At 37.7% G+C, this 13,802-nt stretch carries 15 protein-coding genes and 1 riboswitch; of the genes, 10 read left to right on the forward strand and 5 right to left on the reverse strand.

Going from position 1 to position 13,802, the window contains the following annotated elements:
* The first annotated feature begins 30 nt into the window (after positions 1-30).
* The 8 genes from LG276_RS02100 (at position 31) to LG276_RS02135 (ending at position 7,402) form a co-directional block, all read left to right on the forward strand.
* Entirely contained in the window at positions 31-603 is a 573-nt protein-coding gene (locus tag LG276_RS02100; RefSeq protein ID WP_251162998.1) for a hypothetical protein, read from the forward strand.
* 18 nt (positions 604-621) lie between these two features.
* Positions 622-1,092 carry a nucleoside deaminase gene (locus LG276_RS02105; RefSeq protein WP_251162997.1) on the forward strand — a complete coding sequence of 157 codons (471 nt, stop codon included), beginning with the start codon at positions 622-624 and terminating at the stop codon, positions 1,090-1,092.
* A 77-nt stretch (positions 1,093-1,169) separates the two neighbouring features.
* The gene (locus tag LG276_RS02110) at positions 1,170-1,856 is read left to right on the forward strand and encodes a thioredoxin domain-containing protein (protein ID WP_224938223.1); all 687 of its coding nucleotides are present in this window, start codon (positions 1,170-1,172) and stop codon (positions 1,854-1,856) included.
* A 2-nt stretch (positions 1,857-1,858) separates the two neighbouring features.
* Positions 1,859-2,278: a disulfide oxidoreductase gene (locus LG276_RS02115; protein WP_251162996.1), complete on the forward strand. Its 420-nt coding sequence runs from the start codon at positions 1,859-1,861 to the stop codon at positions 2,276-2,278.
* Between the two features lie 439 nt (positions 2,279-2,717).
* Entirely contained in the window at positions 2,718-3,020 is a 303-nt protein-coding gene (locus tag LG276_RS02120; RefSeq protein WP_224938221.1) for a phasin family protein, read from the forward strand.
* A gap of 29 nt (positions 3,021-3,049) precedes the next feature.
* Positions 3,050-4,714, forward strand: coding sequence for an AarF/ABC1/UbiB kinase family protein (locus LG276_RS02125; protein WP_251162995.1), 1,665 nt, complete (start codon positions 3,050-3,052; stop codon positions 4,712-4,714).
* Between the two features lie 117 nt (positions 4,715-4,831).
* Positions 4,832-6,367, forward strand: a complete 1,536-nt coding sequence (locus LG276_RS02130; RefSeq protein ID WP_251162994.1) for a glycosyltransferase family 2 protein — start codon at positions 4,832-4,834, stop codon at positions 6,365-6,367.
* Between the two features lie 85 nt (positions 6,368-6,452).
* A riboswitch (TPP riboswitch) is annotated at positions 6,453-6,554 on the forward strand.
* Between the two features lie 92 nt (positions 6,555-6,646).
* Positions 6,647-7,402 (forward strand): 3-oxoacyl-ACP reductase, encoded by a 756-nt coding sequence (locus LG276_RS02135; RefSeq protein ID WP_251162993.1) that lies wholly within the window; start codon positions 6,647-6,649, stop codon positions 7,400-7,402.
* Between the two features lie 217 nt (positions 7,403-7,619).
* Here LG276_RS02135 and LG276_RS02140 read toward each other — a convergent pair whose 3' ends face one another.
* The 3 genes from LG276_RS02140 to LG276_RS02150 all read right to left on the reverse strand — a co-directional run bounded on the left by LG276_RS02140 (position 7,620) and on the right by LG276_RS02150 (position 10,220).
* Positions 7,620-8,387, reverse strand: a complete 768-nt coding sequence (locus LG276_RS02140; RefSeq protein WP_251162992.1) for an IclR family transcriptional regulator — start codon at positions 8,385-8,387, stop codon at positions 7,620-7,622.
* A 197-nt stretch (positions 8,388-8,584) separates the two neighbouring features.
* Positions 8,585-9,580: a polysaccharide biosynthesis protein gene (locus LG276_RS02145; RefSeq protein WP_251162991.1), complete on the reverse strand. Its 996-nt coding sequence runs from the start codon at positions 9,578-9,580 to the stop codon at positions 8,585-8,587.
* Positions 9,581-9,620: 40 nt separating this feature from the next.
* Complete coding sequence (locus LG276_RS02150; RefSeq protein ID WP_251162990.1) at positions 9,621-10,220, reverse strand: glycosyltransferase family 2 protein; 600 nt, start codon at positions 10,218-10,220, stop codon at positions 9,621-9,623.
* Positions 10,221-10,374: 154 nt separating this feature from the next.
* Here LG276_RS02150 and LG276_RS02155 point away from each other — a divergent pair, with 154 nt between their 5' ends.
* Complete coding sequence (locus tag LG276_RS02155; RefSeq protein ID WP_251162989.1) at positions 10,375-10,695, forward strand: hypothetical protein; 321 nt, start codon at positions 10,375-10,377, stop codon at positions 10,693-10,695.
* Positions 10,696-11,031: 336 nt separating this feature from the next.
* On the opposite strand, the gene LG276_RS02160 is transcribed toward LG276_RS02155, so the two are convergent.
* Positions 11,032-11,376, reverse strand: coding sequence for a DUF6176 family protein (locus tag LG276_RS02160; RefSeq protein ID WP_251162988.1), 345 nt, complete (start codon positions 11,374-11,376; stop codon positions 11,032-11,034).
* 113 nt (positions 11,377-11,489) lie between these two features.
* Here LG276_RS02160 and LG276_RS02165 point away from each other — a divergent pair, with 113 nt between their 5' ends.
* Entirely contained in the window at positions 11,490-12,353 is an 864-nt protein-coding gene (locus LG276_RS02165; RefSeq protein ID WP_251162987.1) for an alpha/beta fold hydrolase, read from the forward strand.
* A gap of 51 nt (positions 12,354-12,404) precedes the next feature.
* Here the strand turns inward: LG276_RS02165 and LG276_RS02170 are convergent, their stop codons facing one another.
* A complete protein-coding gene (locus LG276_RS02170; protein WP_224938211.1) occupies positions 12,405-13,757 on the reverse strand; it encodes an aromatic acid/H+ symport family MFS transporter in 1,353 nt (450 codons plus the stop codon).
* Positions 13,758-13,802 lie beyond the last annotated feature (45 nt).

Below are 13,802 nucleotides of genomic sequence, written 5' to 3' on the forward strand. Positions count from 1 at the left end.
TAATCATAAATAAAAGAGGGGGTGAATAGAATGAAATGGTTATTTGCTATTTTACTGCTTATGCTATTACTTTTTTATTATTATCGCTTATTTAATGTTTTCTTTAAGATTAAGAAAAATAGGGTATTCCCATTGCCAGATGAAGTATTAGAGGACATACGTATTGAGCCGCAAAGACCGATAGCAGAGCCAAAGGTAGCTAGTCAGAAGGGCAGTATCTTTACTTATATTTTTATCACATGTATGGTGTTTATCGCGATCATGTTTATTGTTTTTTCCGATCAGTTAGATGTTTCGAATTATCTGCTGTTACTTGTACCTCTTTTTCAAATGGAGTTTCTGTTTAACCAATTAGTTTTTCTCCAAAAAGGGATTGTTAAAGGGCTAAAGTATATCCCTTGGCATAAAATTGATTCTTATGAAGTTCAGTCTATTGATATTCATAACCGTCATTTTGGTTTTGATAAAAAAGTAAATGATGGTTTTGAGATGAAGCTTCATTCAGGTCGTTCGAGTCAGGTTAGTTTACTAGTTACTTCAATAGAGGCTTATGAACAGTTGCAAATCCTGTTAGAATCTCATGGTATTAAACAAAAAGCCTAAATAAATGGGAGGGACGAGATGAGTAATCATGAACAATTTTTAACAGAGGCAGTACATCTAGCAGTAGAAAACGTAGGAAATGCAGGAGGACCTTTCGGAGCAGTCATTGTAAAGGACGGGAAGGTGATTGCCAAAGGTGTGAATAGGGTAACAGATCTTCATGACCCAACGGCGCATGCGGAAGTAATGGCTATTAGGGAAGCATGTACGAAGTTACAATCTTTCACATTAACAGGCTGTACTCTTTATACAAGCTGTGAGCCTTGTCCCATGTGTTTAGGTGCGATTTACTGGGCGCGTTTGGAAAATGTGTATTACGCAGCGGATCGGAAAGATGCGGCAAAAGCGCTTTTTGATGATGATTTTATTTACCAAGAGATTGGCATAGACCCGAAAGATAGAGGTCTTCCGTTTGTACAATTGACACTAAATCAATCACAGCTCCCTTTTGATGCTTGGAGTAAGCAAGTCAATCGAACTTCATATTGACTTCACGGAAATTCCTTACTTTCTGCATAAGGATATATTATTCTTAAAAGTGATACCTCTACATAAAGGAGAGCAGCATGGGCACAAATAAAAATCAATTCCAACCGATGAAGTTATTATTTTTTATTACGATTATTGTCGTTATCGCAGTTGTTATCATGGTGTTCATAAACAATCAAGGAAATGAAAAGGATGAGTATACATCTTTTGAAAATGCGCCCCCTATTGAAGGACAGCCTGTTTTAGGCAAGGTGGAATCGCCTGTACAAATCGTAGAATTTGGCGACTTTAAATGTCCAGCGTGTAAACAATGGGGTGAGACCATTTATCCGCAATTAGTGGAAGATTATGTAGACACGAATCAAGTGAATTTCTCTTATATCAATGTGCTCTTCCATGGGGATGAGTCTAAATTAGGTTCAGTTGCAGCCGAAGCTGTTCATCTATTGGAACCTGATGCATACTGGGCATTCCATAAAGGTTTGTTTGCTAAGCAGCCAGAGAGTGGTCAACATGATTCTGTCTGGTTAACAACGGAAGTACTAGAGGAAGTCGTCGCAGAAACGACGTCAATTCCACTAGAAGATCTATTGGCAGAAATGAAAAAAAGCGCAACAATAGAGGCGGTTAATCATGACACATCACTCGTAGGTGAATATGAAGTCCAGCTCACACCGACGATTATGATTAACGATAAAATGGTGACAGATCCATTTGATTATGATTCAATCAAACGTTTGATTGAAGAAGAGTTAGAGGGATAAGAATGAAGAAAAATCAAATCATGTTGTATTTTTCTTGGGTGGTCGCACTCATAGCAACATTAGGCAGTCTATACTTTAGTGAAATTAAGCAGTTTATTCCTTGTGAGCTCTGTTGGTATCAACGAATATTCATGTATCCACTCGTTTTAATCTTGGGGATTGGTACGTTCTACCAAGATATTTCTGTGAGAAGATTTGCGCTACCAATGGCATTTATTGGCTGGTGTATTTCTCTCTATCATTATCTTGTACAAAAAGTGCCTGGACTCGCTGAGGTCACCCCATGTTCAAACGGTGTACCATGTAGTGGCCAATATATCAATTGGCTCGGGTTTATCACCATTCCTTTCTTGGCATTAACGGCTTTCACGCTTATTATCTTCTTTTGTCTGATGATGAAAAAAGACAATCAAGCATCATAAACATTCCTCGTACATATGATTGTACGGGGTTTTTGTTTTGTTCGTAATAAAGTAGAAATCGGGTGTGAATTTGTAAATGGAAAAAGGGAAGCTGCTTGAGACATGAGACAAGCGTAAGATCGCATTACATGCCCACTATTCATTTGAAAATAAAATTGCGTGTAAATCGGAAAATCCGACATCGCCATTCATCCGCAAATTCCGTGACCAATTCCGCTTAAATCCGACTTGCCCACTCTTTATCTAGTTTCTAGGGATGGACAAGAGCGTAAAAAAGAAGGTCTGTGAAGCATTGTATTTTCTTCGATTCATTTTAACTATCACTGAATATCCCATCTGTTAGTACACTTGTGATATATGTTTTTTCATGCTTAATCCACTTGAAAATGGGTAAAATAATGTTAGTGAAAATCTGCCATTTATTAAAGGAGGAAATGAGATGAAAAATCCAATAAAACAAGGGATGATGTTAGGGTTAGGTTTAGCAGCAGCAGGGAAAGACCGTGCACAAGAAATGATGGATGAGTTAGTGAAAAGAGGAGAGTTAACAAAACAGGAAGCGAAGGATTTTATGCAGGAGGTAAGGACGAAAGGCCAAGAGAAGCAAACGCAGATAGACGACAAAGCCCATCAACGAATGACAAGTTTATTGCATGATTTGAATATCGCTACAAAGGATGATGTCTTAAGGTTAGAGGAACGGATTCTAGCACTTGAGGCAAAACATCGAGAAGAGGATTAAGGGAGGTTTTTGCCATTTTCAAACCAAAGATGAGCCATATTCATCGCTATCGTGAAATTGCCGTAGCCTTCTCTCATTACGGTTTTGGTTATCTCTTAAAAGAATTAGGCTTGCATGAAGTATTGTCACTACCTAAACGTATGTTCATGCGAAAGCAAGAGGAAATTCATGAAAAGACGACAGGTGAACGTGTTCGTCTGTTTTTAGAAGAGCTTGGACCGACGTTTATTAAAGTTGGTCAGATTGCGAGTACAAGGTCAGATATTTTTCCGGAATCAATCATTAGGGAATTGGAAAAATTGCAGGAACATGCTCCGTCATTTTCATTTGCAGAGGTAAAAAAAATTGTTGAAACCGAACTAGGGGAAGAACTACATGACCTCTTTACAGAATTTCAAGAGGAGCCATTAGGATCGGCATCTATCGGTCAAGTCCATTATGGTGTTCTCCATTCTGGTGAAAAAGTAGCTGTTAAGGTACAACGGCCTGATATTGAGAAGACCATGAGAACAGATTTAGAAATTTTGATAGAAATTGCTAAAATTGCAGAAAGAAGGCTACATTGGGCATCGCAATATCAGTTAGTGGAAATGATGAAAGAATTTTCTAAAGCATTGTTAAATGAGTTGAATTATTTACTTGAAGGTCGTAACGCCGATAAAATTGCCAATCAATTTGAAGACAATAATCATTATAAAATCCCAAAAACATACTGGAAATATACGACGAAAAAAGTGTTAACTATGGAATATATTGAAGGTTGCGGCATCCTTGAAAATAAAAGTTTGGCGGAACAAGGATTTAATAAACAACTAATCGCCGAAAGAATCGTTGAAGGCATCCTCCAGCAGATATTAGAGGAAGGTGTGTTCCATGCGGATCCTCATCCAGGTAATATTTGTGTATTACCAGGAAATGTGATTGTTTTCATGGATTTTGGTATGGTTGGACGTTTAACTGAGGATATGAAAGAAAATTTAGCATCATTAATTATTGCCATGTTGCGGCAAAGCACCGATGGAGTCATTAAAGCCATCACTAAAATGGGAATTGTCCAAGATGATGTCGATGTTGAACTTTTAAAAATTGATGTTGATTTACTAAGAGAAAGATACTATGATATTCCATTTAGTGAAATATCAATTGGCGAGGCGGTTAATGATTTGTTTTCCGTTGCCAATCAACATCATATACATATCCCAACAAACCTAACATTAGTGGGGAAAACATTGTTGACAATGGAAGGTATTGTTGAAAAACTTGATCCTAATATAAGCATTTTAAAAATTGCTGAGCCTTTTGGTAGACGATTAATTGTTAATAAATATCGTCCTGATCATTTGGCGAAAGATTCGCTAGCGCATATCGGGGAGTATTTTGATATTCTTAAGGAAGCACCGTATAATTTGAAAGATTTGATTGCTCTTATCAAAAAGGGAAAAATCCCGCTCGAGTTGAACTTGCCAAACAGTGAAAAATTTCTAACGAGAATTGACCGTATCAGCAACCGGCTAGCATTTAGTATCGTGTTGCTGGCATTTTGCATTATAATGGTAGGCTTAATTATCGGTTCCGCCCTTGGCAGGCAATCATCTCTCCTATGGAATATACCAGCAGTAGAAATCGGCTTCGTCATTGCGATATTAATGTTCTTATTTCTTATATACACCATCATTAGAGCAGGGAGATTCTGACGACTCTCTGCTTTTTGTTTTGGCTACAATTTTTCTGATTTCACTACACAAGCAAATCATGGTGAGAATATAGTGTAGAGAGGTGAACGATTTTGTCAATAAACGTTAATGTTGCTTATGATTAATACAAAAATTCTCATTGGTAGTCCAATTAATCAAGATCCCGATATTTTAAAAGAGTTTCTGCTTTCGTTAGCTAATTTACAAACGGATACAATGGAGATTCATTATTTTTTCATAGATGATAATCAGAATGAAGAATCAAGTAGACTACTACGTCATTTTGCCAGATGGAAGAACGATGTTGCGATTTTATCCGCAAAAGAAGATAGTATCTATATTCGCACCGACTTTACACATTTCTGGAATGATGCTCTCATCTGGAAGGTTGCTCGCTTCAAAGATATGCTTATTGAGCAGGCAAAATTTGAAGAATTTGATTATTTGTTTTTAGTTGACTCTGATTTGCTTTTACACCCGGATACCCTTCATACACTTATTTCCACGAAAAAAGAAATTGTTTCAGAGGTATTTTGGACGGCTTGGCAAGAGGGGACAATTCCTTATCCGCAAGTGTGGTTAACAGATGAATATACCCACTGGAGACAGGCGGATGAAGGTGTTATAACAGACGAAGAAAAGGCCGTTCAAACCGAGGCCTTTATTCAACAGTTACAAACTCCAGGTGTTTATGAAGTAGGAGGATTAGGTGCGTGCACGCTAATTAGCAGGAAGGCTTTGTTAGCAGGTGTTCATTTTAGTAAAATTAAAAATCTCAGTTTTTGGGGAGAAGATCGACATTTTTGTGTGAGAGCAGTGGCATTGGGACTGGATCTACATGTAGACACACATCTCCCAGCTTATCATATTTATCGATCATCTGACCTTACAGGCATACCCGCATTTAAAGAAAAATGTCAGTATGCGTATAGCGAACTACCTATTTATCCAGAAAAAGCAGAAAGCCATCAAATTCGCTTATCGATGATTGTGAAGAATGAAGAAGGTCGTTATTTACAAACGATGTTAATGAAAGTAAAGCCATTTATCGATGAAGCTGTGATTATAGATGATGCTAGTACTGATCAGACTATATCGATTTTCTTGCAAGAACTAAAAGGTATGCCAATTAAATTGGTCAAGAATGCAAGCTCCCAGTTTGCCAATGAAGTGGAACTAAGAAAACAACAGTGGTTAGAAGCAACGAATTGTTTTTTAGGTTGGGTATTAAATCTTGATGCAGATGAATGGTTTGAGGAGAGTTTTATTGATTATATTGATGACTTTGTTAAACAGGATACTATCGACCTGTACTGTTTTAGACTGTATGATATGTGGGATGAAGACCATTATCGTGAAGATGAATACTGGCAAGCACATTTCTTATACCGTCCATTTCTAGCAAGAGTTGAATCAACCTTTCAGCCTGTCTGGAAAGAAACACCTCAACATTGTGGGAGATTTCCAGAAAACATCTTCCAACTTACCCACAGTTTATCCACAATACGAGTCAAGCATTTAGGCTGGGCAAAAGAAAAAGATCGATTAGAAAAGTATGAGAGATATAAGCTGCTTGACCCGAATAGCCTCTACGGTAATGAGAAACAATATGAATCGATTTTAGATAAGAATCCCCGTTTAAAACAATGGTGAGAAACATAAAGGAAATGGTCAATTAAGAACTGAACTTCGATTCATAGCTAGGAAACTATTTGTATGCTAAACTAAAAATAATTAAAAATTGTTGCAGGGGGACTCAGAAAATGAGTTGAGAAGGTTAAAACCTGACCCTTAGAACCTGTTCGTTAAGACGATCGTAGGGAGCATCTTCCAACTATATGCATACGTATGGTAGGCTCTCCATTTTCGGGGAGCCTTTTGTTTTGTTTTCCTGAACATTTTTAATTACATCTATTGAAAAGAGGGAATAGCGTGAGAGAAGAAGTCGTGTTAGTAACAGGAGCAAGTCGTGGATTAGGAGCTGCAATTGCTCAAAAGTTCGGTAAGGAAGGCTACAAGGTAGTCGTTAATTATTATAATAATAAAGAAAAAGCCGATGCAGTAGTTGAACAAATCGGGCAAGATCGTGCATTGGCTATCCAAGCTGATGTTAGAGATCATCAAGCAGTAAAAGCAATGGTAGCAGACACAATTGCTCATTTTGGCCGCTTGGATATCGTTGTCAATAATGCATTAGTTCAATTTAAATTTGATCCTGTGGCACAGGCGAAAGTAGAGGAATTATCTTGGGCTAGCTACCAAACCCAGTTTGAAGGCGCGATAAAAGCAAGCTTAAATGTTGTTCAATCTGCTCTTCCGGCTCTAAAGGATTCACAGCAAGCCCGTGTGATTGGTATTGGCACGAATCTTTACCAGAACCCAGTCGTTGCCTACCATGAATATACAACAGCCAAAGCGGCATTAATTGGCTTTACACGCAATATGGCCAAAGAGCTCGGACAGTATGATATTAATGTGAATATGGTTTCCGGTGGATTATTAGAAACAACGGATGCAAGTGCTGTTACTACCCCTGAGGTATTTGCGATTGTGGCTGATAACTCTGCTATCCGCCGTGTGACAAAACCAGAAGACGTAGCAGAAGCAGTTGTTTTCTTAGCCTCTCCAGGCGCTAAAGCGATTACGGGACAAAATCTAGTCGTTGATCATGGATTGACGATGAACTAAGATAAAAAAGGTCGTCATCTTTGTTTATGGCGGCCTTTTTCAATAAATGGACTTATTTTGTAGGTTGATAGTTAGTAAAGTGCTTATATTAGCAAATGTACGTCTAAGTCGAAGCTAAACTCCAATTTATTCGTAGAAAAGAATATTTTTAAAAATTTAACTTAATTTTCTCGCTAGTATTTTATTTTTCTAGATGTTAAAACGGTTGATTGAACGCTCAATCAGTATTGTTCAATTTTTTTCCTTGTTTATATCGATAGCCAAACATAGACGATGCTTGTAAGTGAAACTTCAGCAGTTGCTTGCTCATCGGATCCGTTGCTTCCTTAGGCATCTTATCGTTAAATCCAACAACAGTCACTGCACCGAGTAATTGATTTTGGTAGTCTAGCAAAGGGACGGAAGCAGAAGAAATTGATGGAATTAAAGGTTCGGTAGCGAAGGATATTTTCGATTGTTGAATCATTTGCCATTCTGCGTTATCGATCGCATCCCCGTTTCCAAGCCAATCTTTTGTCAGTACTGGGTTTAAGAAACTTAAGAAAATCTTCCCCGCGGCAGATGTTGGTGGCAAGCTTCCGCCTAGTTGTGTACCAATATGAAGTGGTTCATTCGAATGACAAATCTTTGTCGTAATTGGTCCGTTGTTTGTCCATAATGAAAACGAAACGGTGCAGGAAGTAAGCGAAGAAAGTTCCTGCATATAAGGAGTGATTGCATCGGCAATATCACGACTACCAAAGGCGGCTGTACCATATTGAATCAATTTGCTGCCAAGGTAATACAGGTTTGTCCCTTTTTCTCGATAGAGCATGTTCAATTGTGTAAGTGTATTTAAATATTTATATAAATTACTTTTCGTAATACCGGTTTCTTCTTGAATGGTTGAGAATTTCATTGGGGTATCTTTTTGATAGATTAATTCGATGATAGAAATGCCTATTTGCAAGGATTGTATCATCGTACTACTTTTTTGTATTTCCATGTATGTAACTCCTCATTATGCTAGTCATGTTGAATCCTAATTTATCAGAAACGACATCAAACAACAACCTCCCTTTAGAGGGTTGGTAGGATATCCCTATAAATTCAGTATATATAAGAATAGTTAGTGAGTTGGCGATTATTAACTTGGTCAATGAAGGCGCTCAACTCACGAAAAATAGGGAGCGGTCAAATATATTAATTTAACCTTTTCCATTTTTTTAGCTCTTTCTGAACATAGGATAATGATTGTAGTTTTTCTTTTAGTTCAGCTATAGAGAGACGATAAGTATTATTGGAGTGATATTCTTCTACAGAGTTTGTATCAGTTTCTATTCTGGTATCTCGAGGAATGCGATAGAAGCCTTCAAGATCAATGGCTTTCGCTGCTTCTTCTTTTGTTAGTAAAACTTCATAGAGCTTTTCTCCCGGCCGTGTGCCAATTAATTCTAAAGGAAGGTTAACATGAAAAAGTTCTTTAATCGCTTGTGCTAAATCTGTAATATAGGCAGCAGGCGATTTTTGTACCATAATATCCCCATTACAAGCATTCTCAAAAGCGTACAATACGAGTTCGACAGCCTCATCTAAACTCATCATAAAACGGGTCATTAAAGGATGCGTAACAGTTAGCGGCTTTCCTTCCTTTACTTGTTCTATGAGAAGCGGAATGATGGATCCCCTTGATGCCATGACATTTCCGTATCTTGTGCCACATATAATGGTACCACGAGCGTTAGCTTGTCTCGATTTAGCGATAAATGTCTTTTCCATTAAAGCTTTAGACATTCCCATTGCATTAATTGGGTAGGCTGCTTTGTCCGTTGATAGGCAGACAATTTTCTTTACCCCTGCTTGTATGCCTGCACTTAATACATGATCGGTGCCAAGAATATTCGTTTTCACTGCTTCTAGCGGATGTGACTCACATGAGGGTACTTGTTCTAAGGCTGCAGCATGAAAAATGTAATCAACCCCGTCCACAGCTGGTAATAAAGTACTCATATCCCGAACATCGCCGAGGATATAAGAGATTCTTCCATCTGCGTACTGTTTTTGCATGTCGTCTTGTTTTTTTTCATCACGAGAAAAGATACGTATTTCTTTTATTTCACTATGCAAAAAACGTTCTAACACGACATGACCAAACGAGCCGGTTCCACCTGTAATTAATAGCGTTTTATTTTTAAACATAAGTATGGAGCGCACCTTTCTGTCATTTACCACAGTGGGTTTACTTTAATCCAAAATAGTATAAATAATATTCGGAGTTTATTCGTGGATAGTTATACCAGTAAGCGATAATCCCTGTTATGTGCACTGAAGGGTTTTGGTCTAAGAGCGCTTGATGAAAATCACAGTCCCCCGCCATATCCGTTCTTTCAGAAAATCTGGCCTCTCCCACACAGCTTCTCTTAATGATCCTAAATTGCCCACACCACTCACGATAATTTTCTTCCGTTGCTTGAAAGAGCTGGCCATCCTTTGTCACCATGCTGTAATAATAAATGTCGTACTCACCATCTATTTTAGCGAGTACTTCGCGAATGGTTGGTAAATAAATATCATCGCTATCAATGATGGCAATATAATCTCCAGTTGCGGCTTCGATACAACGATTATACGAATAGCTAGCGCCACGATTTTCCCCATTTTCTAAGATTCTTAGTTGAGGGTACTGTTGTTGATATTCTTTTAACATCAATAATGTTTGATCGGTTGATCCGTCATCACAAACAATGATTTCATCGGCATATTCTTTAGGAATGCTATCAAGCATCGAGCGAACCCATTGTTCACTATTATAAACCGGGGATAAAAAGCTGAATCTCATGACTTTTCCTCACTTTATTATGCATGATTTTGGGGCAGGTGTTATATCGTTTAGTGTATGCGCCTAATTAAAAGTGGTGAATTTAGGACATAAAAAGAAATTATTTACAATAAATTTCTTTTAGTGTAATATTACACTCAAGAGGGGTGAGGGAATGTTTATGGTGAGTTTACCGCTATGGTTTTGGCTATTGTATTATCTCTTTCTGTTTATTTCATTTATGATGGCGTTAAGAATGGTATGGAGGAAACAAAGTAGAAAAACAGCATTGTTTGTCATCTTTTTTGTTCTAACAATCCCTTTTATTTCTATATTCAACGCTATTGGTCGCGGTGAAGAAATGAATGAAGGGGAGTTTTTCCTTCATGAGCTTTCTTATGGGGCACTATGGGCGTTGTATAGTGTTTTCGGTTATCTTGTTTTATTGTGGTTTTGGTGGAAGGCTATCATATTGTCTGTAAAAAGAAGGGGATGAACACTGACATGAAGATGTTTTTTCGCGTTTTATTTCCCTCTATATGTATTTTTATATTTACGTGGATATGTTCATTTTTTCCGTTTAGCAAAATCCTATTATTAGGGATTTATGTCCTTTTTCCGCTAGCTTTTATTATCCAAGGTATGATTTGCGCGCGCTTAAAAAAGCAGATGATTATAGGCTTTATCTTTTCATCCGCTGCGATAATAATTCCGGTTTCGTATTGGTTTGAGGTAGGTAGTTTGGTGAATGCAGTTATATTATATACCGTATTAGGGCTCATTTCGTTCTTCTTATATGGACGGAAGGTGAAAAGGGCTTAGTCTATTTAAGCTAAGTCATATTTGCTCTGATTTTCTCTGGGATCATAACGACTTCGGTAGTTAAATTAACGGGTTTGTAGATTTCATCTATACAATCTTGCCAATATTGAAGATGTTTTTTATCTACCCAGTGTGTGGATTCAGTCACTTCAATCCCGTCCCTACCTTGAACAGAATACCAGTAAAGATATTCATCTTCGTTTTGTACTTCGCGAAAAATCGTTTCAATATACATTTTTTCTCCTTCAAGTGTGAGGAGTACTTCTTTCATATGATGATTAAGGAATTGTAACCATTCGTCTACAGCTTTTGTTTTTCCTTTTTTAACCTTAAAACGTATGAGTTCAACGTTCATACAATCTCTCCTTTTTATTAGAATGTTTATGTAATATTTTAACATAAAAAGGAATAAAGATAGCTTTAATCGAATAGTATGAGAGGCTTAAGGGAGAAAGTAGGGGTGTTTAAATGGAATGCAGGTTAAGTAACGGTGAAGTGTATGATTATCTGAAAAAGGATGGGGGAGAGAAGGTTCTACTTCTCATTCATGGCAATTATGCCTCAGCGAATCATTGGGACGTATTTTTGGAGAAAATACCTTCAAAGTATACGGTCTATGCTCCGGATTTAAGAGGTTATGGCCGATCTACTTACAATCAGCCAATAAAGGATTTTAAGACATTCGCTTATGATTTGAAATTATTTTGTGATCATTTTTCTTTAAATAAAATAACAATCATCGGTTGGTCAAATGGAGGTGGTATTGCGATGCAATTTGCAGCAATGTATCCAAACCTTGTAGAAAAAATGGTTTTGCTCGCCTCCATGCCAGCCGGTGGATATCCAGCCTATGATGAAAACAATCAGCGCTATCAAACAAGAGAAGCAATAGAAAAAGATCCAATGTTAAATAGGTTGGTAGAAGCACAGAAGATGAAAGAGTTTGCTTTTTTTACCGAAGCGATAGAACAGTTGATGTTTGTTAAAGGCAGGCAGGCATTAGGAGAACGGTTTGAAGGATATATAGAAGCAGCAATACAACAAAGGAATATAATGGATGTTGCACATGCAGCTAATGTGTTTAATATAACTGATATTGATAATGATGCAGCTGCGGGAACAGGAGAAATAAACCATATTCAAGCAGAGACTTTTCTTTTGTGGGGAAATAAGGATGTCTTAACTACAAGGGAAATGACGACTACATTACTAGAGGATTTAAAGAGAGCTGGCGTTAATGTCATTTTTAGAGATTTAGATGCAGGCCATGCGTTCGTTATAGAAGAAGTTGATGAAGTGATAAGGGAATTAGAAAGCTTTTTCCAAAGATAAGTAGGTAAAAGAAAAGAGCCAAAATATATGGCTCTTTTCTTTACATCCTCGTTAATTAGCAACTTTTATCGTTTCATTCTCTTTTACCACAGTAGCTTCAGGCTTATAGGCCCGTTTAATTGGGACGAGCGCTAAGGCAATGGCAGCAATCAACCCTGGAATTGCAAATGCGATAAAGTTCATATGAATAGGAAGAGCGGCCGTCAATAAGAATCCGCCGAGAAGTGGCCCGAGCATGCCTCCAAATCTCCCAATTCCTGAAGCCATTCCTAATGCTGTGGATCGGATATTAGGAGGATAATATTGAGAGACATAGGCTTGTACAAGGTTTTGGGCACCGATTGTACTAGCACCAGCTATAGCAACGAGTAAATAAATGAATAATTCACTGCCACCAAATCCAAGTAATGTTAAGCTCACTGCACCAAGTGCATATAAGGGCACGAGCATTTTCTTTGAACCGTATTTATCACAGAGCCAGCCAATAATGAGTGTCCCAACAATGGCTCCACCTTGTAGCGTAATAAGGAAGGCTAGGCTTGAATTTAAGGCATAACCCGCTTCAATCATTAAGTTCGGTAACCAAGTATTTAGGCCGTAAACCATTAATAAGCACATGAAAAACGCAATCCAGAACATGACGGTACTTAGACCGCGGTTGTTTTTGAATAGTCCGACAACAGGAACTTTGTTTTCCTCTTGGACTTGTAGGAAGAACTCTGTTCTTTCATCCATCTTTTGGGCAGGGTTTACTTTACGTAGCACAGATAATAGCTCTTGTTTCTTATTTTTCTTAATTAAATGAGCTGAAGATTCAGGTAAAAATTTGTATATGAAAGGCAGCAGTAATAATGGTAGACCTGCAAACCAGAAAATCGATTCCCAACCGAGTGTAGGCATAACGAAGATTCCTAGAATCGGTGCAAGCATCCCACCAAAAGAGTATCCACATAATACAATGGAAACAGCCATACTTTTCATTTTCGTTGGCGCGTAATCTGTCAATAAGGCAATAACGTTAGGCATAATTCCACCTAAACCTAAACCGGCAATAAATCGATAAATAGAGAAGGTTGTAGGTGAAGAGGCAAATCCACAAAGAAACGTAAATAAGCTAAAAAGAATCAGTGAAAGTGCAATCACATTTTTTCTTCCCATTTTATCAGCAAGAATACCAAAAAAGATGGCACCAAACATCATCCCTAATAATCCATAACTACTCATGGCTCCAGCTTGGACCGAACTTAATCCCCATTCTTCAATTAAAACTGGTACGGCGGTACCATAGACAACTAAATCATAGCCATCAAAGAGAATAATAAGGAAGCTCCAGGCAAGTAAGCCGAAATGAAACCGATTAAATTTACTATTATTAATCACTTCCGCTGCGTTTATTTTGTTCATTTGTTTCCCCCATCAATTAGAGATTGCAATCGCTTACACATATAT

Origin of the sequence: Cytobacillus kochii, from assembly GCF_044790165.1 — a bacterium.
Classification (GTDB): Bacteria; Bacillota; Bacilli; order Bacillales; family Cytobacillaceae; genus Cytobacillus; species Cytobacillus kochii.